Source organism: Desulfogranum aggregans, assembly GCF_055398265.1.
In genome coordinates this window covers 3,695,958-3,719,299 of the sequence record NZ_AP042447.1, presented here as the reverse complement: position 1 = coordinate 3,719,299, position 23,342 = coordinate 3,695,958, and the positions used below count along the sequence as shown (strand labels likewise).

Sequence of the window (23,342 nt, the reverse complement as noted above, 5' to 3'; positions counted from 1 at the left end):
CAGTTTATTTCTGCAGTCCTGCCAACACTTTCTCAGGCAGCGCGGGAAGCTCGGTTATGCGCACGCCGCAGGCATTGTATATGCCGTTGACGATTGCCGGATGCGGTGCGCAGAGTGGAATCTCGCCGACCCCGGAGGCACCGAACGGTCCGTCGGACCGCGGAGTTTCCACGTAGATGATCTCCATATCGTCCGGTATCTGCTTGATATACGGAAAGCCGGCACCCTGCAGGGTGGAATGCTTCTTGATGTCCTCGTAATTCTCGGACAGTGCCAGTCCCACGCCCTGTGCCAGACCGCCGTAGATCTGCCCATCCACCACCAGGAAGTTATTGACTTTGCCGACATCGGCGACCATGGTCATTTTCTCCACCGTGGTTTTGCCGGTTGCAAGTTCTACCGCCACCTCGGCCATGAACACCCCGTACATATAGCAGCAGAAAGGATTGCCCTGACCATTTTCATCGCAGTCGCTCGCTGGAGCCGTGAACTTTCCATGGTAGCGCAGCTCTTTTTCCTCTGCCTGCATCTCCTCGTAGCTGCGGAAAGAGCCATCGGCTTTTTTCATGGCATCAATCAACTGCTCACAGGCATTCTTGGTGGCCTGTCCAGCCATTACCTGGCTGCGGCTTCCCCCGGCAGGACCGGCATTAGGTGCCTTGCTGGTGTCATTCATCACCAGTTTTATCTGCTCAGGCGCAAGATTCAGCGGCCGCAGTGCTTCATGGGCTGTTCCAAGGGAACCCATGTCAGCGCCCTGTCCGTGATCCTCCCAGCAGGTGAAGACGGTAACGGTGCCGTCCGGGTTGAGCTCCACATCCACTTCCGAACTGTCCGGACCATCAAGTCCGGCGCCATATACACCGACCGCAATGCCCACTCCGCGTTTGACCGCCTCAGTGGAATCGGCTGCCGCCTTTTTCTTGGCTGCCTCATATTTTGGACGAAGCTTATCAATCATCTCGGGGAGGGAGTAAACTTCCGGATCCTGCCCGGTGGGAGTGGTTGCCCCCTTACGATAGACGTTCTGGTACCGTAGTTCCAACGGGTCCATTCCCAGCTTTTCGGCAAGTTCATCCATGAGCAGTTCTGAAGGAAACTCAGCCTCTGGGCCGCCATATCCGCGGAAAGCAGCACCCCAGGCGTGATTGGTGCAGACTGTTCGCCCCTCTCCCCTGATGGCTGGGATATCATACCCGGCACCGATATACTGGGCACCACGCAGAGTCAGCAGGTCCCCGAACTCGGAATATGGTCCGTGATCGACCGTCCAGTCTGTCTCCATCCCCAGCAGCTTACCGTCCTTAGTGGCCGCCATGCGGACAGAGGTGAACTGTGGTGATCGCTTGCCGGTATAGGTCTGCTGCTGATGATAATCATAGCCCAGGTAGACAGGTCTGCCGGTTGCCAGGGCCGCGGCTCCAACTAGCGCTTCCATGGTCGGGCTGAACTTGTAGCCAAAGGTACCGCCTGTCGGATTCTGCACCATGACGATCTCCTCAGGATCGACTCCCAGGCCGGGAGCAATCATGTACAGGTGGAGATGCAGGCCGATGGATTTGGAATGGATACAGAGCTTGCCTTCATCATTGAGGTAGGCAAACCCCACATCAGGCTCTATGGGCAGGTGCGGTTGGCGAGAGGTGAAATAATCGCCTTCCACCACCACGTCGGCCCCGTCAAAAATAGGGGCAGTGTCTTCGCCTTTCGCTATCTTCTGGGTAAAATAGACGTTGGGGGTACCCGGATGGATTTCCATTGCATCCTCAGCCATGGCAGCGGGAGCACTCATGTATTCCGGCAGCTGCTCCAGTTCGACTTTGACCAGTTTGGCAGCTTGCTTGGCGATCTTTTCATTCTCTGCACAGACGATGGCAATGGCATCACCATACTGGAACACCTTCTCATCGCAGAGGATCGGACGGTCCCATCCGTCACCTTTGTTGGTGGGGAAGGTAATCAACCCGGTAATCCGATTCTTGCCTTTAACATCCTTGTGGGTCACGACCTTGACCACGCCATCCACTGCTTCAGCCGCAGAGACATCAATGGAAAGAATTTTTGCATGGGAAACTTCGGCCTGAACCAGGGCGCACTGGAGGGTATCGGCAGGCATTTTGACCCCGAGGTCCGCACCGTAGTCGCAGGTGCCGGTCACCTTGGCAACAGCGCTTGGGCGTGGAAACTTTGTTCCCCAGATTCTTCCGTCTGCCGGCATCTGGAATGCCAGTTCATCGAGGCTCATCTCACCACGCAGCACCTTGGCCGCGTCCATGGTGGCATCAACCAACTGCTTATACCCGGTGCAGCGACAGGCATTGCGATGCTTATGGAACCACTCGCGGACCTCCTCTCTGGTGGGTGAAGGATTGGTGTCCAGCAGGCCTTTGGCAGAGACAATAAAGCCTGGACTACAGAAACCGCACTGGGCACCGCCGTGTACCATCCATGCCACCTGGATGGGATGAAGGTTGTCAGGGGTGCCGATGCCCTCGATGGTGGTTACCGCCGCACCGTCAGCAACCCGACGCATTTTCAGGGCGCAGGAACGAACCACCTTGCCGTCGACAATCACACTGCAGGCACCGCACTGCCCGGTATTACACCCTACCTTGGTTCCGGTAAGGCCCAGGTTTTCCCGCAGGACCGTGGCCAGGGTATCTTCTGCCCCGACGACCAAGCGCCTGGCGATACCGTTAACGACTACTTCTTTACTGATCATTTTTTCCTCCAACGTGTGTTTTTCGCTGATAACAACTGGTTGAATCATGCCTTTCCAAATCCACAAACCGGGTATCGACATGGCTCGCATCCCTCGCATAAGCCGCCATGGCCAAGGGAAAGGATATCTTCGCGGCTGAGGCGCTCGCCTGTGAGCAACCTGGGCACCACCAGATCAAAAATGGAAGCCTTGTGGTACATCACACATCCCGGTAAACCGACTATCGGGACATCATGGAGATAAGCGAGCAGAAACATTGCTCCCGGATACGCCGGTGCACCGTAGCTGATAACCTGGGCACCGGTCTGCCTGATGGCCGAGGGAGTCTGGTCATCGGGGTCCACACTCATCCCACCGGTGACCGCAACCAGATCGACACCCTCTGCAACGAGAGCGTTGATTGCGGCAACCGTCATTGCCACCTCATCGGAAACAAAAAGTTGATCGACCACCGAACTGCCCAGAGCATGGAACTTCCGTTTCAGCACCGGTCCGAAGCCGTCTTGTATCCTGCCGGAATAGACTTCACTGCCGGTGGTCACTATCCCTACCCTGGCGGCCAACAATGGTCTGACATCAATGATCGCTCCCCTTGCCCGGCAAAGGGCTTCTACCTTGCGTAGCAGGTTCTCGGGAACAGCCAGGGGAATAACGCGGGTCCCGGCCAGGGTTCTTCCCTTGCGGACAAACTGGTGGCGATGAATAGTGCCAAAGGTCACGTCCTCCAGCCGGTTGAGTGACAGGAGCCCGTCCACGTCAATCTTCAGTAGACCGTCCACCCCTGCTTTCAAGGTTATTTTACCCTCACTCGGCCCCTCAAAGACTATATTCCGGCCAGCCGCCGCCGTTGCCAACCGCTGTGCCGCATCGTCTTCATGGACATAGCCGTCCCCCGGGTCATAGACATAGAGGTTGGTTTTACCTATATCCAGCAGGGTCGGGATATCCTGATCGGTAACCACATGCCCGCGCCTGAAGGCGGGACCTTTGGACTCGCCGGGGATAATTCGGGTAATATCATGGCACAGGACGGTTCCCACCGCCTGTTCCACAGGAATAGCCTTCATTTCCGCTCTCCTTCATTTCTCCACCGGGATGAGCCCGCCAGAAAGCAATAAAGTAATTTTTAGTTATTATGAGTTATTTATTATTTATTAAAAAAATTTAATTACCAAACAGAGCTTAAAAGATAAAAATAGACATAAAAATACCAAGCAAAATGCGGTCCAGCTCAGCGCCAGCATCCAAAGAAATAATAACTAACTGGAAAAATTAAAGATTTTACTTGAAGCGATAACAGGAAATGATAGCGGGACGGCAAAAGTGTGAAGGAAGTGTGAAGCACCTGTGACGCTGAAGGGGCAAGGGTCACAGGTGCTTCACACCTGACCGGTATTCAATGGCGGATATCGTACCGGTGCATGCGGTTATAAATGGTTTTTCGCGATACCCCCAATTCTCTGGCAACCCTGCTGACATTTCCCTCATGCAGGTCAAGCAGCTGCAGCAGCTGCTGCTTTTCACGCTCATGATGTTGACGTCGGTGCTGCCGCAGGCTGGCAGCAGGTGATCCCGCAGCAATGGTATGGAGACTCCGCTTGCCGGGCTGGGTGAGTTCTCGTGGTAAATGGTTAACGCCCACAGCCCCATTAATGGCAAGGTTGGCAGCCCGCTCCACCACATTCTGCAGCTCACGAACATTTCCAGGCCAATGGTAGGCGCAAAGATAGGCCATCAGACTGCTGTCGACGGTCAATCTGGCACCACGATCAATGCAGAGTTTGGCAAGAAAATGGGAGAACAGCTGTGGAATATCCTCTTTTCGTTCCCGCAGCGGGGGGATAGTGATGGACATCACATTCAGTCGATAATAAAGGTCCTGCCGAAACGTTCCGTTGGTAACTTTTTCCTGCAGGTTTTTATGGGTAGCGCAGATGAGTCGCACATCCACGGGTATTTCTCTCAGGCCCCCTATTCGGGTCAGCCGTTTTTCCTGTATGACCCGCAGGAGGGCAGCCTGATGCTCAAGCGGCATATCACCGATCTCGTCCAGAAAGAGGGTTCCACCGGATGCCAGTTCAAACTTTCCCGGCTTACCGCTCTTGCGGGCCCCGGTAAACGCACCGTCTTCGTAACCGAAAAGCTCGCTGCCGACCAACTCTCTTGGGATGGCCCCGCAGTTAAGCGGAACAAAGGGAGCAACACGGCGATGACTCTGATTATGAATGGATTGGGCAAATATTTCCTTGCCGGTTCCGGACTCTCCGTGCAGGAGGACGTTTGAATCACTGTCAGCAGAGAGTTTGGCCAGTTGGACAGCCTCCTCCATCCCCTGGCTATCGCCAATAATATCTGAAAATTGCAGCGATGCCAGGTAACCGCTGTACCGGTGCACAAGGCTTTGCACCGCCTTGACCGGACGCAGGGTGATAAAGCTGCCGTTCACCGCATCCTGTTCATCGACAATAGGCTCCACGGAAGCGAGGCAGCGGCAGGGTCCCTTGGCCGTTTCAACGGTCAATTCGATCTCTGCTTTTCCCCGTCGCTGGCCATCAGCAACAGCGGCGACCTCTTGAATGACTTCAGCCTCTTTTCTCCCGTTTTTTCCCGACAGCAGCCTATGCAGGGACATTCCTGCCAACTCGGTACGGGTTCGACCAAAAACCCGCTCGGCAGCTGGGTTGAGCTCCGCCACCGAACCATAGCGGTCAAGGATCATGACCGCATCGGATACCATGTTGAAAAAATCAACCAACTTTCTGTTTGCAAGTGCCAGCTCGTTGTTTTTACGTACAATACGCAGATGAGCGGTGATTGCCTTGGCAGCGGAAACCACCATCCCGAGGGTGTGGGCATGAGCCCCTTCACGAGCTCCGGATATATTGAGGGTTCCGATCACATTGCCAATGCTATCGTAGACAGGCGCTGCAGAACAGGTGAGCCCATGATGCCGCTGGCAGTAATGTTCGGGGCCTGTCACCTGAACCGGTTGATGCTCTACCAGTGCGGTACCTATGGCATTGGTGCCGGCATCCTTTTCCTGCCAGCTGGCTCCAACAAAAAAGTTGCGGGTCATTGGCACCTGGGCGACATTGGCGTCACCATACAATTTAAGGATGTACCCGGCATCGTTGGTCAGCACCACCACAAAGCCCGTTCCGGTAACAATACGATACAGATCGGCCATAAAAGGGCGCGCCACGCTGATGAGGTCCTGACCTTCATCGAGAGTCTCGGCAAGCGCATCCCCCTGGATGGACACCGGAGGGACACGGGCAAAAGGATCAACTCCGGCCTCCACGCACCGACACCAGGAAGTGAAAATCTCTTTTCTCACCCCAGGCAGTTTCCGCTTGCCACCGATGGCAAAGGCCTGCCATTCCTGATACAGTTTTTCCTTACCCGAACACTCCTTACATTCCATGCACACCCTGCCTGTCCTCTCTTACGAATGAAGCTGACGAAGGACAGCATGTCCCCCGACCACACTTACCTCCCCGCTCAGCCTGGACATTGGCGCTCCGCTGACGAGTAGTGCAGAAAGAACCGTTTTTCAACCTGTTAAAACCTCTTTGCATGGCAGCTTACCATCAACGGTCAGTAAAGAGCATTATTTTCTTTATCATGACCATTTCTGACTAATTCTAACAGTTGAACACTTTCTCTCTTGTCCAATGTTGCTCTGGAGAGCCTGTGAAAAAATCTGTTTCTATCTCTCCCCATCTCAAGTAAGTAGAGGTGGCAACACAACCCGATCCATGCCTCCTCTCCATCACTCCTCCAGGTACGCACAGGTAGACCCGTGACACCACATCCCCCCTCTGCACCACCGCTGAACGCAAACACTTCCCAGCCCTCTGCTTCCCCTCGAGCTGTTGCCATTCATATTCTGCTGGCATGGGATGCTGAAAGAAAACCGATCGATTCCTTTGTTACACCGATGACGCAACACCTGAATAGCCGCGACCGCAGTCTCACCCGAACCATGGTCTACGGGGTACTCCGCTACAGGCACTACCTTGACTTCATCATCGAACAGTTCTCCAAGCATCCATTGAAAAAAATGAAGCCACGAACACTGGTCACCCTGGAAACAGGGGCTTTCCAGCTGCTTTTTCTTGATCGCATTCCCTCTTCAGCTGCGGTACACGCCACCGTGGAAACGCTCAAACAGGCCGGACAGCCCCGATGGTTGATTGGCTTTGCCAACGGCCTGCTGCGCAACATCAGCCGGAAAAAAGGCGCACTTCCCGGTCCGGAGCAGGCGAAAAAAAAGGGCGCACCGATCCTTAATCATCCCCAGTGGCTGGTCCAACGATGGCAGAACCGATATGGCCGCGAGCCGGCCCAGACCATTTGCCGACTGAACAATTACGAGCCGATGCTCACCCTTCGGGTCAACGACCGGGTGAACTCGCCGGCTGAGCTCCTCAGTGCCCTGCGTGAACGAGCCATTGAAGCCCGTCCCTGTCAGCACAGCCCGCTTGGTATTCAGCTGCCGGACTATAGCGGCCCGGTTACAGAACTCCCGGGATTTGCCCAGGGAGCTTTTCAGGTGCAGGACGAATCAGCCCAGTTGGCAACCCTGCTTATGGGGGCGTTTGATCCAGCGGCAAAGATCCTTGACGGCTGTGCCGGGTTGGGCGGCAAGACAAGCCATCTGACGCAGTTGCTTCAGGACGAAGGGCGACTGGTGGCAACAGAACCCGACCGGCGGCGCTGCCGACTATTGAGCGAAAACCTCTACCGACTGCAGCTTGACCACCGGGTGACGATTATCCGTACCTCGCTTGAGAGCTATGCCCAATCGAACCCGGAACCCTTCGATGCCATCCTCCTTGATGCCCCCTGTTCCGGGACCGGAGTTATCCGTCGTCAACCCGATATCCGCTGGAACCGCCTCCCCGAGGACCTCCCGCTGTTTCACCAACAGCAGGTACAACTGCTCGCCGCCAGTGCCTCGCTGCTTAAACCCGGGGGCACCCTGGTATACGCCACCTGCTCCCTTGAGCCGGAGGAAAATGAACAGACCATTGAGCGGTTCCTGCGCGACTTTCCCGGCTTTTCCATTGATCATGCATACCCTTTTCTTCCGGACTCGGCCCATTGCCTGGTGGATGCAAACGGTTTTTTCCACCCCTTGCCTGCCGCTGACCACGATGGTTTTTTTGCAGCCCGTCTTGTCCGAGACGATACCTTGTAGTTTGCCGCAACAATGCTTATAATCGCAGCCCATACATCCTCCCCCAATCACCTAGTAAAGGAGCGTACCCCTGATGGCTGAAATAAAATCCACCATGGATCTGGTAATGGAGCGGGCCGCCCGCATGGGCATGGCGACCAGCGAAGAAATAGAACAGGATGCCGCCCGCAAAAGGGGAATGCAGCTCGCCGCTGAATTCCTAAACCAGCAAAAAGAACCGCTCACCGACATCCTCGCCCAGCAGGATGGTTCTCAGCAGGAGACAATACGCCAAGGCATGCTGGAAGCCCTGCTGCGAAATATCTTTCTGGCCCGGGATGAAGAGGCAGGCAAACGCATCGCGCTCGCGCTCCAGGGCATTATCGACCTGGGCGGCGGTGCCGGGGACATTGCAGCCATATGCGGAGAGCTCCAGAACATCACCGGCCAGTACGGAAAACACCGAGAGCAGTACTATGAACAACTCAAGGGCCAGATGCAGATGCAGATTCAGCAGATGCTCGCCCAGAAGGGGATGTCAGCCGAAGGTCTGGACCTGGACCCGACAGCCGAGCCCCAATTCAGGGAGGAATGGTCGCGTATTGAGGGAGAACTCAACGGGCAGTATGAGCAAGCCCTGGAGCAGTACCGTCAGCAGCTCAAATCACGACTTGGGTTCGCCTCATGAGTAACCACCTTCACCTCGACAGGGTAAAACGGCTGCAAAAAAAATTACGCAAAAAAGGGGTGGACGCTCTCCTGGTCAGCCAGCCGGACAACCGCCGCTACCTGAGCGGATACACTGGAGGCGATCACGGCATCCAGGAAAGTTCAGGCCTGCTGCTGATTCCTTCAGCCGGAGAGCCCCACCTGCTCACCGACGCCCGCTTCCTGCTCCAGGCCGAGGAGGAGGCAAAGGGATTTGCCGTTACCCTCTACCCCAAAGGCCTGATAAAGCTGCTGAAAAAGCTGCTCCCATCGCTGGGTATCGAATCCCTGGGATTTGAAAGCCATTACACCCTTCACTCCACTGCTTCGCGTTTGGAGAAAATGGCGGTCAAAACCGGCATCCGGCTGCAGCCGGTCTCCGACATCATTGAGCGGATGCGGATTATCAAATCCGCAGAGGAACTGGAGCTGCTGCGCGAATCCACCAGGCTCAACGAGCAGGTGTTCCAGATGGTTTACAACAGCATCGAGCCGGGCATGACCGAACGCGAGGTTGCCCTTTCCATCGAGCTGACCATGCGTGAACTCGGAGCGGAAAGCCCCAGCTTTGAGACCATCGTCGCTTTCGGCACTAATGCGGCAAAGCCCCATGCCATACCCACCGACAGAGCACTGGAGGCGGGCGAGCTGGTACTCATCGACATGGGGCTGGTGTACAAGGGCTATTGCTCTGACATGACCCGTACCTTTGTTGCCGGAAAAGCTGACCCCACCTATGTCGCCCGTCATCGCCTGGTTCGCCAAGCACAGCTGGCAGCGATTGCAGCAATTCGCAGTGGTGCACGCTGCAGCGATGTCGATCGCGCCGCCAGAGAAGTGATCAAGGAGGGCGGTTTAGGGCCGGCGTTCCAACACAGTCTCGGTCACGGAGTAGGCATTGCCGTCCACGAAGAACCCCGTCTGTCGCCGTTGAGTCGAAAAAAACTGAAAACCGGCATGGTAGTCACCGTTGAACCGGGAATCTACCTGCCGGAGTGGGGAGGCATACGCCTGGAAAATATGGTTGTTGTCCGAAAAAACGGTGTGGAGCTCCTCAACAGCGACACCACTTTTCTTGACCTCTGAGCCCTTTTTCCCTACACATTGCCCATGCCCGAAAAATTTTTCATCCTCGACACCAACGTCCTCCTGCACAACAGCAGGGCTATCCTGTCCTTTTCCGATAACACCGTGGTTCTCCCCATGACGGTTATCGAAGAGCTGGACAAATTCAAAAAAAATAACGATGAATTGGGGCGTAACAGCCGCGACGTTATCCGCACCCTGGACCGTCTTCGGGCCAGGGGATGCCTGGGAGAAGGCGTGGCCCTGGACACCGGCGGCACGCTGCAGATTACCGTCGACCGGGAAGAGATGAGCGGCACCTGCCTCAACCTCACCATCCCGGATAACAACATCATCGCCACGGCCTACAACTTCAAACAGCAGGGCAAACGATCAATTTTTGTCTCCAAAGACATCAACGCCCGGCTCAAGGCCGATGCCCTGGGCATCGAGGTGATGGATTTTGAACAGGAGAAAGCTGATTTTGATCAACTCTATACCGGCTGGCGGCAGCTGATCGTACCAGCCGAAACCATTGACGGCCTCTATCGTGACGGAAAGCAGGCCCTCCCCTCGGAAAACCTCCAGGCCAACGAATTTGTTCTGCTGATTGATGCAGCCAACGAAAAACATACCGGTATCGGGCGGGCGATCAACAGCACCGAGGTTGTCCCCATTAATCCGGGGTACGAAACAGCCTACCACCTCCAACCAAGGAGCATGGAGCAGCGGATCGCCCTAGACCTGCTGATGAACCCCGAGATTCCCCTGGTATCGCTCATCGGTCAGGCCGGCACAGGAAAAACACTGCTTGCCCTGGCCGCCGGCCTTGCCGCCACTGTGCACGAAAATCGCTACGAGAAACTCCTTGTTTCCCGACCGGTGATTCCGCTCGGCCGAGACATCGGATACCTGCCTGGCACCAAGGACGAAAAGATGAAGCTGTGGATGCAGCCTATTTTTGACAATCTCGCCTACCTGATGGGACTCAGCCATCAAGGCGATGATACGGAAACATCCCAGCAGATGGTCAACAGCCTGATCAGCCATGAATTGTTGGAACTGGAAGCCCTCACCTACATCCGCGGTCGTTCCATCTCCAGACAGTACGTTATTATCGACGAAGCCCAGAACCTGACACCCCATGAGGTAAAAACCATCATCAGCCGCGCTGGAGAGGGAACGAAAATGGTTCTCACCGGTGACCCGGAACAGATTGACAACCCTTACCTGGACGCAAGCAGCAACGGACTTACCTACACGGTCGAGCGCCTCAAAGGACAAAGCGCCTGCGGCCATATCACGTTGACCAAGGCGGAGCGCAGTCACCTTTCGGCCCTGGCTGCCGACTTCCTCTAAACGATCAAGCAGAACAAGAGAACGACCATGCGATATTTTATGATTGACGAGCTGTCATTTCTTGAAAAAGACAACCTGGACAGTTATCTCAAACGCACCCTCAAACCCGGCACCATCGAAGGGGTATTCTTCCTTGAAGTTCCTCCGGATCTGCTGGGAGAAGCCCAGCAAGGCCACGATGATTGCGGCCCTTTTTACTTTTCCGTTATCCTGGAAGAGACCAACCTGAAATTTGAACTGCTAGTGCGCAGCGCCAGCAACATGCACTGTTCGTGCATTGCCCAGGCCACCCCGGCCCAGCGTCGGTTCGTCCTGGATTTTGCCGATCGCATGCTCAAAGAGGAGATGATTACGGCATGAAACGGTCTGCCATTGCCCTTGAAGAGCGCATTATTTTTGCCCTGGACGTGGCTGATCCCCTGGAGGCTGCCTCCCTGGTCGAACAGCTTGACCACCAGATAAAATTTTTCAAGGTTGGTCTGCAGCTCTTTTTTGCCGGCGGGTGGCCAGTTGTCGACCATATCGTCAAACGCGGCAATCGGGTGATGCTGGACCTGAAACTGTACGATATCCCGGCAACCGTCACACTGGCAGTGCGGCAGTTTGCCGACCGGGGGGTGACGCTGACCACGGTCCACGGCTACACGCCGGTGGTGGAAGCTGCCCTTGCCGCAGATACCGACATCCGAATTCTTGCCGTCACGGTCCTCACCAGTATGGGAGAGGACCACCTCCGGGAATTACATTACAACGGTACTGTTGATGAACTGGTTGCCCAGCGTTCGGCAGCAGTGCTGGCCAGCGGATGCCATGGAATTGTCTGCTCTGCCCGGGAAGCGTCAACACTCCGAAGGACACTGGGCCAGGAATTTCTCATGGTTACCCCTGGAATACGCCCCAAGGGGGCTGCCGCCAATGATCAGCAGCGCATTGCCACCCCTGCACAAGCGATCGCCGACGGAGCTGATTACCTGGTGATCGGTCGCCCTATCCGCGATGCCGGTAATCCGCAGCAGGTTGTTGCTGCAATCCAGCAGGAGATCAATGACACTCTGCATGCGCACCCCACCACAGGGTGAGTACACCCAGGAGTCGACCATGACCGCCAACAGCCCCACTTCCTCCCTCATCCTTGGCATCTGTATCGCCATCGGCCTCATAGGCGCCGCTTTTCTGGGTGGCCAGTCGCTCCTGGCATTCAAGGCAGCAGAACGCTCTGTCACCGTCAAAGGCCTGGCTGAACGGGAAGTTGCCGCCAACCTGGTTATCTGGCCGCTCTCGTTTGCCGAAGCAGGCGATGCGCTTCCCGCGCTCTACCAGGCCATCCAGGAAAAACAGACGGCTGTCACGACCTTCCTGACCACCAACGGCATTGCCCACGAGGCCATCACCACCAATCCACCGGATATTACCGATGTTCAGGCAAGAAAATTTTCTCCTGCCCAGCAGCAGCAACGGTATCGCTACCTGGCACAAGCTACCCTGACGGTCCGCTCCGAGGATGTCGACCTTATCCGAGAGCTCATGGCCAAGTCCAGCGAACTGATCCGACAGGGGGTGCCTATCACTGGCGATGGGTATCAATCGCGCCCTGAATTCCTCTTCACCGCACTGAACACGATCAAGCCGGACATGATCCGCGAGGCAACCAAAAACGCCCGCCAGGCAGCTGAGCAGTTTGCCCGCGACTCCGGCAGCAGGGTGGGAAAGATTATCAGTGCCCGTCAGGGAATCTTTACCATCGTTGACCGCGACCGCAATACTCCCTACCGGAAGATTGTCCGAGTGGTCACCACCATGCATTACCAGCTCACCGATAGCTGAACGGTGAGCAACCTCCCGGCATCGCTCTCCTCCTGTTAGCTGGCGCGGTTGTACATCCCTGCGATCTCAACAAAGACCGGATGATCGCCACCATGACGGATAACCTCCCGCACATCGGAGAGTTTCCGTATCTGTTTAGTGATCTGGTCGAGCCGATTTTCCTCGCACACCTGAAGATAAATCCTGCTGGTCCGCCCATCAGCGACCGGCATGCAAACAATCCCTTCCACATTATATGCCCGCCTGGAAAACAAACCACACACATGGGACATGACACCGGGGTGGTTTCGGACCAACAGTTCAAGCACCGCTGTTGACGACGGTTTATGCGCACTCATACTTTCCTCCTATCATGACGGAATTGGCCGCACCCGGTGGCACCATGGGGTAGACCTCCTCATCCCGACCTACCGGGATATTGATCAGGCAGGGTCCGGGTGTCTGCAGGGCAACGGAGAGCAGTTCATCCAGGACCAGGGTTTCTCCGGCATCAAAGGCCTGCATGCCGAATCCGCGGGCTATGGCAGTGTAATCCACGCAGTGCTCATATTCCGAAGCAAACACCCGCTGCTCGTAAAACAGGTTCTGCTGCTGGCGCACCAGACCAAGCGAGCGGTTATTGAGGACCACCACCTTGACATTCACCTGTTGTTCAGCCGCAGTCGCCAGTTCCTGCAGATTCATCAAAATACTCCCGTCCCCGCTGATGCACACGACCGTCCGCTCAGGGTTTTCCAGGGCCGCCCCAATGGCCGTGGGCAGTCCAAAGCCCATGGTTCCCAATCCGCCTGAAGTGAGAAACTGACGGGTCCGGTTAAAAGGATACACCTGAGCCGTCCACATCTGATGCTTGCCCACATCGGTCGCCACGATAGCCTCTTCGCCGACGATTTCGGCAATACGCATGATGATGCCGTAAGGACTGGCAAAATCAAAATCCTCTTCACAGAAAAATGGGTACCGTGCCCGCAGCGTCTGGATGCGATGCTTCCATTGCTGCCGCTTTTTCGGCTCAACCAGCGGTAACAGCCGTTCCAGAGTTTCCCGAATGTCGCCGACCAGCCCGAGGTGGGCCTCCTTCAACTTGCAGATCTCACTGGGATCAATATCGATATGGATGATCCGCGCCTGAGGACAGAAAGAGGTGATCTTGCCGGTTGCCCGGTCGTCAAACCGTACCCCGACCGCAATGAGCAGATCACACTCATCGAGCATGAGATTGGTTGAGCGGGCGGCATGCATGCCGAGCATGCCCATGTACAGTTCATGCTCTGCCGGCACCACCCCCAATCCCATCAGGGTCATGGTCGTCGGCAGCCCGCCTTTTTCCGCAAAACAACGGGCGATCACTCCGGCATCACTGTGCACAATACCGCCACCGGCATAGAGCACAGGCCGTCTGGCCGAATTGATCATGGCTGCAGCCCGCTCCAGGCCTGGCTGATCAGGGGTATCCACTGGATCACCGTGCGTCCGGGGCGGCAATTGATCCACCTCAAGGGACTCCAGTTGCACGTCTTTGGGGATATCGATCAAGACCGGGCCGGGACGACCCTGGGTGGCGATGCGAAAAGCCTCGGGAATAATGGTCAGCAGGTCCGCTGCAGAACGGACAAGAAAATTATGCTTGGTAATGGGGATACTCAGGCCGTAGACATCGACCTCCTGAAAGGCATCGGTCCCGATCAGGGTTTGGGGAACCTGCCCGGTGATGCAGATGATCGGGATAGAATCCAGGTTGGCATCGGCGAGAGCGGTCAGGATATTGGTCGCTCCAGGACCAGAGGTAGCAAAACAAACCGCCGGACGACCGCAGGACCGTGCTATCCCCTGGGCGATAAACCCCGCACCCTGCTCGTGCCGGGCCAGCACGTGGCGAATCCGGGTGGATGCCGACAGGGCATCATAGAGGGGAAGATTCGCCCCTCCGGGTATTCCTGCAATGGTGGTAATCCCATACTCCTCCAGTAACCGAATGGTCAACTGGGCTCCAGTGAACTGCTCCATGACAAACCTCCTTGATCAGTGGTGGCCTGTCGGTGCAGCGGGCGGGAATAAAAAAACCCCCGCCGGCAGGCGCCGACAGGGGTTGAAACAAACACATCAGTTACCGCTACGGCGCCTCGCTCCTCACATGAATAAGCACCACCACGACCACTGCACCCACTACTGCAACAGGCTTGGTAAGCCCAGCGATGTTGCGTGTGGAGAACAGGTTGTGGTTCATGTACGTGCGCCGTTGGTTTTGATTATGCGTAGATGATGATAAAATAGTGGGTACCAGGGATAATTGAATGCGTCAAGGAAAATAATCCTGCCCCCTGCATCCGACCAGCCCCCCAGCAGGAAGAATTGCGGCCATGGCAGGGAAAATCAGCCTCCTAGACCGTTTTTTTTTCTGCTGTACCGTGGCTCACGCGGCCTTGGCTTTCGTCATGCAAACGCAGCATGGTTTCCGACTTGAGCGTGTCGAGGACAAAAGAGGTCTTGATATTCTGGATTCCGGGGATGCCTGAGAGTTTATTATTGATGAATTCTGTATAGGTCCCCACGTCCTTGATCGCCACCTTGAGCAGAAAGTCGACATCACCGGTAAGCTGCAGACACTCCAGCACCTCCTCCAGCTCGGTCAGCCGTTCCTTCACCACCTGTAAGGAAGATATCTGATGCAGACTGAGCGAAACAATCACGATGGCCAACAGGCCAAACCCTGCCTTTTCCCGGTCAAGAATGGCCACGTACCGGTCAATAACGCCCGAGGCTTCCAGTCGCCTGACCCGCTCCAGCATTGCCGGCGGCGAGATCCCTATCTCCTTTGCCAGCTTTGTATTGGTGATCCGTCCATCCTGCTGCAGAATATTCAGGATTTGGATATCTGTTTTATCAAAAGACATTGGCCCATCCTTCTCCAAGCTGCTGCCTGTATCAGAGCCTGAACTGTACGTATTGTATGTCGTGTAACCATTCCCCCGCCATCGGCGGAGCAATGCTGTCCCTGCAGGCCGTTCTGGTGGCGGTCAATCTCCGCCCAGCACCTTATTCGCTTTCCATTGGCCAGTCATGTGAGCAAGAAGGGACTATCCCCTTCACTGCACCTCATGCATCCTGCATATTTTCTGCATCAGGCGAATTTTTATGGGTACCCCCACCCGCTCGCTTACTCTCTCTTCTGTATGGTACATCAGTCTTTCCAGGTCTTTTATTTCATCGGAAAACAGCTGATTGTCCACCACCAGAGCTATCTTGAGGAGTTCCACTCCTCCCTGGTTGAGTTTCTCCATTTCGCAAACCGGGGAAGGTATCCCCAGCGTCCGTTGAAGATCAACCTTTACCTGATCCAGAGAGACCTTGATACCGGAGATGATCATATAATTATCAGCCCGCTCTTTGCACCAGACCATCTTAAGAAATGGAGACCCACAGGAACAGCGCTCAGTTACAAACCTGGCCATATCGCCGGTCCGGAAACGGATAAGGGGAAAGGCCCGTGCGGAGAGGGTGGTCAATACCAGCTCACCTTTTTCTCCTGGGGCCGCAGGGAGGCCTGTGGCCGGATCAATAATTTCCGGAAGAATATGGTCATCGTTGATATGCAGCCCGCAATGACTTGCACATTCATAGGCAATAGCCGGCCCTGGAATCTCGCTGAGCCCGTAGTTGAGCCAGACGTCAACATGCAGTCGGTCTTCGATACTTTCGGCAAAGTCCCTGTCCACAGGTTCCCCTACCAGAATAATCCGTTTCAAATTCAGTTCGCTGGGGTGGTGTTCCTTCTGAAACAGGTAGTGCATAAGGTACTCGGCAAAGGCCGGAGTGGTCACCAGGGTGGTGGTTTTATAATCCCGCAGTACCATGACCGTCTTAGACAACGAGAGCGGAGAATTCGGGATAACGCCGGCACCCACAGCCTCTCCGCCGTCCTTGTAATCCCTCCCCCAATTAGCCAGCCCTGGCGGCAGATGAATCTGAACAATATCCATTTTGGTCACGCCTGCTGCTTCAAGGCTTCTGGCCACGAGCTTATTCCAGATCAGCAGGTCGGCCTTGGTATAGCCGCTGATAGAGGGCCTTTCGCCGGTACCTGGTGCAGTATGGATACGTACAATATCCCTCAGGGGAACGGCAAACAGGCCGTACGGATAGTGGGTGCCCAAATGTGCCCGTCGCATAAAGGGCAGTCGTTCAATATCTTTGAGTGAGACGATGTCCTGGGGAAAAAGCTGCAGCTCCTGAAAACGATTCCGGTGAAAGGGCACGTTTTTATAGGCCCGATTCAAGGTACTCTGCAGTCTTTCGAGTTTGAGCTGTTCCTTTTCTTCCACGCTGAATTCAGGCATCTGCATCTCCGCCATTACTGGTTCCTCCCATCATAAAAATCGCCATAGTCCTGGCCCAGGTACGCCCTTTTCACGTCGTCGTCCACCAACAGTTCGTCAGCACTTCCCTGGAGAACTATTTTGCCGGTCTCCAGTACATATCCCCGGTCGGCAATCTTCAATGCAGCCCGGGCATTCTGCTCCACCAGCAGAATGGTCCTTCCCTGCTCCTTCAAGGTCACGATGGTATCGAAAATCTGGTCCACTATCTTGGGCGCCAGTCCCATGGAAGGCTCATCAAAAATCAGCAGTTGCGGCCTGGCCATCAGGGCCCGGCCTATGGCCAGCATCTGCTGTTCGCCACCAGAGAGGGTTCCTGCCACCTGTTCCGCCCTTTCCCGCAGGATAGGAAACATGCCGAGCACCATTTCCAGGTCCTTTTCCACCTCGACCTTCCTTCCTTTACGGTACATGGTGTATGCACCCATCTTCAGGTTATCCATGACACTTAGCGGAGCGAAAATCTGCCTGCCCTCGGGCACCATGCTGATTCCTGAACGGACGATAGCTGGTGGCGACATGCCTTTGAGGGAGTCGTTGCGAAAAAAAATTTCACCGGACCACTGCTTCAGGAGACCGGAAATGGCAAGCAGCATGGAACTTTTACCGGCACCGTTGGCACCGATAATGGAAATCAGCTCTCCCTCCTGTACGGAAAGACTGACCCCATGAACCGCAGTGATGCTGCCGTAACTGCATTTAAGATTTTGTATTATCAGCATCCGTCACCCCTGTCCCAGGTACGCCGACATGACCGCTTCATTATTCTGAATTTCCCTGGGAGTGCCTTCTGCCAACTTGCTGCCCTGGTCAAGGACGATCAGCTTATCGCAAATGGCCATGGCAAGACTCATGTCATGCTCGACCAGCATCATGGTCACGCCTCGTTTCTTGACCCGGGTAATGAGCGCTCCCAAGGCCTCAGTTTCCACGGCATTCAGTCCAGCCGCCGGTTCATCAAGCAGAAGCAGCAAGGGATCCGATGCCAGGGCTCTGGCAATCTCCGCTGTCTTTTGTCTGCCTACAGGCAGTTCTCCGGCCGGGTAATGGGCATAGTCCATCAGGCCGGTAAACTCAAGCATTGCTTCGGCCTTGGCAACCGCCGCCTTTTCCTCTCGCTTCACCCAGGGTAATCTGGTCACCGCTCCCCAGAACCCGGATCTGGTCCGCACATGCATGCCCACCAGCACATTCTCCAACAGGGTCATGGACCCGAACAGTTCCACATGCTGAAAGGTCCGGGCAATACCGGCCCTGACCAATTGGTGAACAGCCATCTTCCGGGTGTCCTGGCCGTTGAAAAGCACCTGGCCGCCGTCCGGGGAATAGATGCCGGTTATCAGGTTGAAGAGAGTGGTCTTTCCTGCCCCGTTTGGTCCGATAAGGCCGCAGACAATGCCGGAATTAATGGAAAAAGAAATATTATCCTGTGCCTTGACCCCCCCGAACATTTTTGTCAGGGAGTGTACCGCCAGCAGCGGTGTGTCAGGATGTTTGGGTGAGGAGGAGTTCATCGCCTTTTCTTCCTTGCCTTGTGGTACATATCAAGAATTCCACGGGTAAGCCCCTGGGGCATGAAAATCATCACCACCATCAGGATCAGACCGAACACTATCATTTCGTATTCGGCAAAACCGTGGAGAACCTCCGGCAACAAGGTGAGGAGAGCGGCACCAAGCAAGGCTCCCCACACACTGGCCATACCGCCGATGACCACCATGGTCACGATTTTCACTGAAACCATGAAACCAAATGATTCCGGGCTGATGAACAGGACAAAATGGGCATAGAGAAATCCGGCAACAGCAGCCAGGGCAGCGGAAAACATGAAAACCTGCAGCTTGAGCGAGTGGGTGTTGACCCCCACTGCCAGCGAGGCTTTTTCACCGTCGTGAATGGAACGCAAGGCCCTGCCCATACGGGAGTCAAGAATCCTGCGGCAGATCAGTACCGCTCCCAGGACCACCGCCCACACCAGAAAAAAATAATACTGTCCAGACATGAACGAGACCGTGCCGACCTCGAGAATGGGGATCCCGACAAAGCCTGACGAACCGCCGGTAACACTCGCCCACTCCCTGAACAGAATAGTGACGATCATGCCAAACCCCAGGGTCCCCATACCCAGGTAATATCCGGACAGGCGCAGGGTGGGCAGTCCAACGATAAAGGCAACAAGTACTGCGCCTCCCACGGCGCACGCCAGGGATAACCAGGGGTTGAGTCCGTAAGTGCTGGAGAGGATGGCTGTTGTGTAGGCGCCAATCCCATAGAAAGCTGCATGCCCCAAAGAAACCTGCCCAGCGTATCCCATGAGCATGTTGAGGCCCAATGCCAGCAGGGTGTTGATACCTATGAAGGTCAATATCTGGAGATAGTAGGTGTTGCGGGTAAACAGCCCTACAAGCAGTATGATGGAGATAAAGAGCGCATTCTCTATCCTGTTTCGGTTTGTCTTGGCATCCATATCAGAACCGTGTTGCCTCTTTGGCCGAAAACAATCCGCCTGGCCGCACATAAAGAATGAGCAACAGGAGAATAAAGGCTATGGCATCCTTGAGTCCCGAGGAGATCAGGCCGGCACCCAGCGACTCCAAAACGCCCAAAAGAATGCCACCGGCAAAGGCGCCCCACAGGCTGCCGAGACCTCCGATCATGGCCGCGCAGAATCCTTTTAATCCCAGTATAGTTCCCATATCGTATGAGCTCATGGTGACCGGGGCGATAAAAATGCCCGCCATGGCACCGCATCCGGTACTGATGGCAAAGGCCAGTACCGCCATCTTTTCCGGAGGAATTCCGCTCAACCAGGCAGCTTTCTGGTTCACTGCCGAGGCGACCATCGCCTTACCGATCAAGCTATGTTTGAGAAAAAAATGTATGCCCCCGGCAAGCAGCAGAGCGGCGACCACTATCCAGATGGATTGTGGCATCAAGGCGGCTCCGAATATTTCGATGGAGTCATGGCTGGAAAACGGGGGTACGCTGAAGGGATCTTTTCCCCAGGCGATCATGCCCGTTCCCCTGAGAAAAATTGAAGCCCCGACAGTAATGATGACCAGGACAATCGGTTGGGGCGTTCTGGCGGTCCGAATGGCAAACCGTTCAAACAGTAACCCCAGTCCGCTGCCCAGGGCCAGGGTGCAGCCAATGGCCACAGGCAGCGGGAGTGCCATATGCACCCAGAAGGTCACCATGGCCATGGCGCCGATCATGACAAATTCACCATGGGCAAAATTAATGAGTTCGGTGGAACGGTAGAGCATAGACAGCCCCACGGCAATGACCGCATAGATGGCCCCGGTGGTGATGCCTGAAAAGAGGTATTGAATAATTTCCTGCATGAATTCTCGTGCGCTCTGTACAGCAGGAGAAAATGTCCTCAAGCAGTGCCGCTCAGCGCTTCGCCCGGGGTATTTTCCCCTGTCTCAGGTTCTAAGGGGGAGGCGCCTACTCCTTAATTAATTTCCAGGTGCCGTCGTGAATTTCCACCATAACGAAAGCTGCTGGCGACAGACCGTTGTGGTCCTTTTCCGAAAAATTGAATTCACCCGTTACCCCAATGTAGCCCCGGGTAGTTTCCAACGCTTCTCGGATTGCCTTTCTATCGCCGTTGCTCCCCTGTAGAGCACCAGCAAGGAGGTTCACCGCATCATAGGCATACCCCCCGAATCCGGAAACATTGGCGTTGTACTTGGCGCTGTAGTCCGCCTGATATTGCTGGAGGATGGTTTTCTGGACATCGGTGTCAGGAAGCAGATCAGTGACAAGAATTTTTCCCGTGGGGAGGATAATCCCCTCAGCCGCGTCCCCCGCCAGTTCGATAAATTTGGGCGAGGCGACGCCGTGGCTCTGGTACAGGGGGATATCAATTTTGAGCTGCTTGGCGTTTTTGGCAACCACTGCCGGACCGGGGTTCGTTCCCCAGCAGACGATGGCTTCCGGTGCTGCCGCCTTTATTTTAGTGAGCTGGGCCGTGGTATCGGTATCTTTTGCCCCGAAACTCTCGGCCAGGACCACCTCAATACCAAAATCCTTGGCCTGGTTCAGGAGTTGATTCTTGCCGCTTTCGCCAAACGCGTTGGCCACGGTGAGCACGCCGATTTTCTTGATACCAGCGTTCTGCATATGCTGATATACGGCTGCCACCGCCAGCATGTCGCTTTGAGCGGTTTTAAACACCCATGGCTTGACCGGAGATGTAATCTTGATGCCTGCGGCACAACTGATCAGGGGAACCTGGGCCCGCTCCACAAAATTGACAATGGCCAAGGTGGTCGGGGTGGTTGAAGGACCAATAATGGCGAGGACCTTATCCTTGTGAATCAACTTGTTCACGGCGCTGACCGCCTTTGCGGGATCACCTTCGGAATCATAAATCACTGCTTCGAGCATATGCCCATCGATACCGCCGGCCTGGTTGATTTTTTCGATCATCATCTCCATGGTTTTCTTTTCCGGGTCACCCAGGAAAGAGGCCCTGCCTGTGGAGGAAAAAATCCCCCCCACCTTGTAGACGGCAGCGGCCATTACGTCCGATGCCGCCAGTACCACGAGAACAAGAAAAGATGCTGCGATGACGGTTTTTTTCATTACCACACTCCTCTTTCATACTGTTTTCATTGAAGGAAAGAACCTCACCAGACACTGCTTCTGCAGTGCCTTACAACGAAAAAACAGGGTGATTCTCCCCACGGCCCCTTGCTGTCCGCACGTTGCCTGTTTCAGAATGCCATTTGTTTTGGGCAACCACCATACCATATTAATTTAAATTTGCAATTCAGCTAACAAGGTTAACAAATAAAGGATTCAACTGAAGCAATTCTATTATTATTAGGCCGACACCTCCCGTGATGCAATCATCAGGCAGTGTGGAACCTGCAGCATCACCATCGGCACAGCCCGCCGGTTCCAAGGACATTTTCCATGTCATGGCTCTCTATAGCGGCATCAGCAGGGAGAGGAGGGTCCTGAGGCTACAGACAATCATTGACGTGAGCGAGAATTCAGCATACTTTTCCTGCAGAATCCGCTGCATCCCTACCACCATCCGGTATCACCGCCGCTCACCCCGGAGAATAGATGATGATGAACCTCTCCTCTATGCTCATCCTCTGCTGCTGCATCCAGTGGATGCTGCCAACCGCTCTCAGGGCCGATGAACTGGTCTCCCCGCAACAGTACAGGCGGCAGGTAACCCTCAGTGGTTTCACCCAGGCAAAACGCAGGCAGACCATCAGCAGTGAGGTTACCGGCCGTTGCCTTGAGGTCCTGGTTGACCGCGGCGACACTGTTCCCCTCTCCGGCAGGATCGTGCGCATAGATCCCACTTTCATAACGCTTGATATACGCGACAACGCGCTGGCCCAGCAGCGCCTCGAACGGCAGCTCGACACTGAACAAAAGACTCTGGAGCGCTATACGACCCTGCATGGACAGAAATCGGTTCCTGAGGCATCCCTTGACGAGGTGCGCCTCAGTGCCGACCTGCATCAAATCCGTTTGTACGCCCTAAAAAATGAACAGCAGCGCCTGCAAGAGCGGTTAGCCCGTCACACCATTACCGCCACCCCGGGGTGGCAGGTCCTCGATCGCCTGATTGAAGCCGGCGAGCTGGTCCAGGAGGGACAGCCGGTTGCCCGTCTCGGGGATTACCGACAGGTCATTATTTCCCTTGCGCTCAGCTATACTGAACTGGCCGTCCTCCAGGCAATGGAAGGGATAACCGTCTTCCTGCCCGACCTCGACCATAACGCCCGAGCCAGCATATTCCGTACTTCACCGGCCTATGACCCGCAGACCAAAAAGATCACCGTTGACCTGATTCTTGACCAGGAGGAGCCGTCGATGGTCCACCGGGGCGGCATACTGGCCCAGATCCAACTCAGCATTGACTCCGCAGCCGATGAGTACCTGCTGCCGATTTCCGCCATCGTGAACAGGTACGATGCCCATTGGATTGTACGGGCCAATGGGCAACGTGAACGGGTGCTCTTCCTCGGTACCACGGAAGACGGAAGACAGGCCATCATCTCCTCCCCGGCCCTGACCCTGCAGGACCGGATTTACCGCACCGTTCCCTCCGAGTTCACCCCATGAGCATTCT

At 55.3% G+C, this 23,342-nt stretch carries 20 protein-coding genes; 8 read left to right on the top strand and 12 right to left on the bottom strand.

The window, feature by feature from the left end; translation table 11 throughout:
* Positions 1–4: 4 nt before the first annotated feature.
* The 3 genes from ACZ52Z_RS16390 to ACZ52Z_RS16380 all read right to left on the bottom strand — a co-directional run bounded on the left by ACZ52Z_RS16390 (position 5) and on the right by ACZ52Z_RS16380 (position 6,146).
* Positions 5–2,722 carry a molybdopterin-dependent aldehyde oxidoreductase gene (locus ACZ52Z_RS16390; RefSeq protein WP_464267848.1) on the bottom strand — a complete coding sequence of 906 codons (2,718 nt, stop codon included), beginning with the start codon at positions 2,720–2,722 and terminating at the stop codon, positions 5–7.
* A gap of 44 nt (positions 2,723–2,766) precedes the next feature.
* Positions 2,767–3,789: a molybdopterin-binding protein gene (locus ACZ52Z_RS16385; RefSeq protein ID WP_464267847.1), complete on the bottom strand. Its 1,023-nt coding sequence runs from the start codon at positions 3,787–3,789 to the stop codon at positions 2,767–2,769.
* 329 nt (positions 3,790–4,118) lie between these two features.
* Positions 4,119–6,146, bottom strand: coding sequence for a sigma-54-dependent Fis family transcriptional regulator (locus ACZ52Z_RS16380; protein ID WP_464267846.1), 2,028 nt, complete (start codon positions 6,144–6,146; stop codon positions 4,119–4,121).
* Between the two features lie 378 nt (positions 6,147–6,524).
* Between ACZ52Z_RS16380 and rsmB the strand changes: the two genes are divergently transcribed.
* The 7 genes from rsmB to ACZ52Z_RS16345 all read left to right on the top strand — a co-directional run bounded on the left by rsmB (position 6,525) and on the right by ACZ52Z_RS16345 (position 12,860).
* Positions 6,525–7,925 (top strand): 16S rRNA (cytosine(967)-C(5))-methyltransferase RsmB, encoded by a 1,401-nt coding sequence (rsmB, locus tag ACZ52Z_RS16375; RefSeq protein ID WP_464267845.1) that lies wholly within the window; start codon positions 6,525–6,527, stop codon positions 7,923–7,925.
* Positions 7,926–7,998: 73 nt separating this feature from the next.
* Positions 7,999–8,592, top strand: coding sequence for a DUF6657 family protein (locus ACZ52Z_RS16370; RefSeq protein WP_464267844.1), 594 nt, complete (start codon positions 7,999–8,001; stop codon positions 8,590–8,592).
* On the top strand, positions 8,589–9,698 hold the full coding sequence (locus ACZ52Z_RS16365; RefSeq protein WP_464267843.1) for a M24 family metallopeptidase: 1,110 nt from the start codon (positions 8,589–8,591) through the stop codon (positions 9,696–9,698). The genes ACZ52Z_RS16370 and ACZ52Z_RS16365 overlap by 4 nt, the downstream gene beginning before the upstream one ends.
* A gap of 24 nt (positions 9,699–9,722) precedes the next feature.
* Positions 9,723–11,036: a PhoH family protein gene (locus ACZ52Z_RS16360; RefSeq protein ID WP_464267842.1), complete on the top strand. Its 1,314-nt coding sequence runs from the start codon at positions 9,723–9,725 to the stop codon at positions 11,034–11,036.
* 27 nt (positions 11,037–11,063) lie between these two features.
* Entirely contained in the window at positions 11,064–11,396 is a 333-nt protein-coding gene (locus ACZ52Z_RS16355; protein ID WP_464267841.1) for a hypothetical protein, read from the top strand.
* Entirely contained in the window at positions 11,393–12,115 is a 723-nt protein-coding gene (gene pyrF, locus ACZ52Z_RS16350) for an orotidine-5'-phosphate decarboxylase (RefSeq protein WP_464267840.1), read from the top strand. Before ACZ52Z_RS16355 ends, pyrF begins: the two co-directional genes overlap by 4 nt.
* Positions 12,093–12,860: an SIMPL domain-containing protein gene (locus ACZ52Z_RS16345; RefSeq protein ID WP_464267839.1), complete on the top strand. Its 768-nt coding sequence runs from the start codon at positions 12,093–12,095 to the stop codon at positions 12,858–12,860. The genes pyrF and ACZ52Z_RS16345 overlap by 23 nt, the downstream gene beginning before the upstream one ends.
* A gap of 35 nt (positions 12,861–12,895) precedes the next feature.
* Here the strand turns inward: ACZ52Z_RS16345 and ilvN are convergent, their stop codons facing one another.
* From ilvN to ACZ52Z_RS16300, 9 genes are all read right to left on the bottom strand, one after another.
* Positions 12,896–13,198 carry an acetolactate synthase small subunit gene (gene ilvN / locus ACZ52Z_RS16340; protein WP_464267838.1) on the bottom strand — a complete coding sequence of 101 codons (303 nt, stop codon included), beginning with the start codon at positions 13,196–13,198 and terminating at the stop codon, positions 12,896–12,898.
* Entirely contained in the window at positions 13,185–14,867 is a 1,683-nt protein-coding gene (ilvB, locus tag ACZ52Z_RS16335) for an acetolactate synthase large subunit (RefSeq protein ID WP_464267837.1), read from the bottom strand. The genes ilvN and ilvB overlap by 14 nt, the downstream gene beginning before the upstream one ends.
* A gap of 374 nt (positions 14,868–15,241) precedes the next feature.
* Positions 15,242–15,754, bottom strand: coding sequence for an Lrp/AsnC family transcriptional regulator (locus tag ACZ52Z_RS16330; RefSeq protein ID WP_464267836.1), 513 nt, complete (start codon positions 15,752–15,754; stop codon positions 15,242–15,244).
* 192 nt (positions 15,755–15,946) lie between these two features.
* Entirely contained in the window at positions 15,947–17,197 is a 1,251-nt protein-coding gene (locus tag ACZ52Z_RS16325; protein ID WP_464267835.1) for a phenylacetate--CoA ligase family protein, read from the bottom strand.
* A 14-nt stretch (positions 17,198–17,211) separates the two neighbouring features.
* Complete coding sequence (locus ACZ52Z_RS16320; RefSeq protein ID WP_464267834.1) at positions 17,212–17,958, bottom strand: ABC transporter ATP-binding protein; 747 nt, start codon at positions 17,956–17,958, stop codon at positions 17,212–17,214.
* 3 nt (positions 17,959–17,961) lie between these two features.
* Entirely contained in the window at positions 17,962–18,750 is a 789-nt protein-coding gene (locus ACZ52Z_RS16315; protein WP_464267833.1) for an ABC transporter ATP-binding protein, read from the bottom strand.
* Positions 18,747–19,703: a branched-chain amino acid ABC transporter permease gene (locus ACZ52Z_RS16310; RefSeq protein WP_464267832.1), complete on the bottom strand. Its 957-nt coding sequence runs from the start codon at positions 19,701–19,703 to the stop codon at positions 18,747–18,749. Before ACZ52Z_RS16310 ends, ACZ52Z_RS16315 begins: the two co-directional genes overlap by 4 nt.
* Position 19,704: 1 nt before the next feature.
* Positions 19,705–20,580: a branched-chain amino acid ABC transporter permease gene (locus ACZ52Z_RS16305; RefSeq protein ID WP_464267831.1), complete on the bottom strand. Its 876-nt coding sequence runs from the start codon at positions 20,578–20,580 to the stop codon at positions 19,705–19,707.
* A gap of 106 nt (positions 20,581–20,686) precedes the next feature.
* Positions 20,687–21,829: an ABC transporter substrate-binding protein gene (locus ACZ52Z_RS16300; RefSeq protein WP_464267830.1), complete on the bottom strand. Its 1,143-nt coding sequence runs from the start codon at positions 21,827–21,829 to the stop codon at positions 20,687–20,689.
* A 489-nt stretch (positions 21,830–22,318) separates the two neighbouring features.
* Here ACZ52Z_RS16300 and ACZ52Z_RS16295 point away from each other — a divergent pair, with 489 nt between their 5' ends.
* Positions 22,319–23,335, top strand: a complete 1,017-nt coding sequence (locus ACZ52Z_RS16295) for an efflux RND transporter periplasmic adaptor subunit (RefSeq protein ID WP_464267829.1) — start codon at positions 22,319–22,321, stop codon at positions 23,333–23,335.
* The last annotated feature ends 7 nt before the right edge of the window (positions 23,336–23,342 follow it).

What these genes read in the sequence shown, in the direction of transcription:
- ACZ52Z_RS16390 (WP_464267848.1), bottom strand. Translation starts at nt 2,722, where the DNA reads ATGATCAGTAAAGAAGTAGTCGTTAACGGTATCGCCAGGCGCTTGGTC.
- ACZ52Z_RS16385 (WP_464267847.1), bottom strand. Translation starts at nt 3,789, where the DNA reads ATGAAGGCTATTCCTGTGGAACAGGCGGTGGGAACCGTCCTGTGCCAT.
- ACZ52Z_RS16380 (WP_464267846.1), bottom strand. Translation starts at nt 6,146, where the DNA reads ATGGAATGTAAGGAGTGTTCGGGTAAGGAAAAACTGTATCAGGAATGG.
- ACZ52Z_RS16370 (WP_464267844.1), top strand. Translation starts at nt 7,999, where the DNA reads ATGGCTGAAATAAAATCCACCATGGATCTGGTAATGGAGCGGGCCGCC.
- ACZ52Z_RS16365 (WP_464267843.1), top strand. Translation starts at nt 8,589, where the DNA reads ATGAGTAACCACCTTCACCTCGACAGGGTAAAACGGCTGCAAAAAAAA.
- ACZ52Z_RS16360 (WP_464267842.1), top strand. Translation starts at nt 9,723, where the DNA reads ATGCCCGAAAAATTTTTCATCCTCGACACCAACGTCCTCCTGCACAAC.
- ACZ52Z_RS16355 (WP_464267841.1), top strand. Translation starts at nt 11,064, where the DNA reads ATGCGATATTTTATGATTGACGAGCTGTCATTTCTTGAAAAAGACAAC.
- pyrF (WP_464267840.1), top strand. Translation starts at nt 11,393, where the DNA reads ATGAAACGGTCTGCCATTGCCCTTGAAGAGCGCATTATTTTTGCCCTG.
- ACZ52Z_RS16345 (WP_464267839.1), top strand. Translation starts at nt 12,093, where the DNA reads ATGCGCACCCCACCACAGGGTGAGTACACCCAGGAGTCGACCATGACC.
- ilvN (WP_464267838.1), bottom strand. Translation starts at nt 13,198, where the DNA reads ATGAGTGCGCATAAACCGTCGTCAACAGCGGTGCTTGAACTGTTGGTC.
- ilvB (WP_464267837.1), bottom strand. Translation starts at nt 14,867, where the DNA reads ATGGAGCAGTTCACTGGAGCCCAGTTGACCATTCGGTTACTGGAGGAG.
- ACZ52Z_RS16330 (WP_464267836.1), bottom strand. Translation starts at nt 15,754, where the DNA reads ATGTCTTTTGATAAAACAGATATCCAAATCCTGAATATTCTGCAGCAG.
- ACZ52Z_RS16325 (WP_464267835.1), bottom strand. Translation starts at nt 17,197, where the DNA reads ATGCCTGAATTCAGCGTGGAAGAAAAGGAACAGCTCAAACTCGAAAGA.
- ACZ52Z_RS16320 (WP_464267834.1), bottom strand. Translation starts at nt 17,958, where the DNA reads ATGCTGATAATACAAAATCTTAAATGCAGTTACGGCAGCATCACTGCG.
- ACZ52Z_RS16315 (WP_464267833.1), bottom strand. Translation starts at nt 18,750, where the DNA reads ATGAACTCCTCCTCACCCAAACATCCTGACACACCGCTGCTGGCGGTA.
- ACZ52Z_RS16310 (WP_464267832.1), bottom strand. Translation starts at nt 19,703, where the DNA reads ATGGATGCCAAGACAAACCGAAACAGGATAGAGAATGCGCTCTTTATC.
- ACZ52Z_RS16305 (WP_464267831.1), bottom strand. Translation starts at nt 20,580, where the DNA reads ATGCAGGAAATTATTCAATACCTCTTTTCAGGCATCACCACCGGGGCC.
- ACZ52Z_RS16300 (WP_464267830.1), bottom strand. Translation starts at nt 21,829, where the DNA reads ATGAAAAAAACCGTCATCGCAGCATCTTTTCTTGTTCTCGTGGTACTG.
- ACZ52Z_RS16295 (WP_464267829.1), top strand. Translation starts at nt 22,319, where the DNA reads ATGATGATGAACCTCTCCTCTATGCTCATCCTCTGCTGCTGCATCCAG.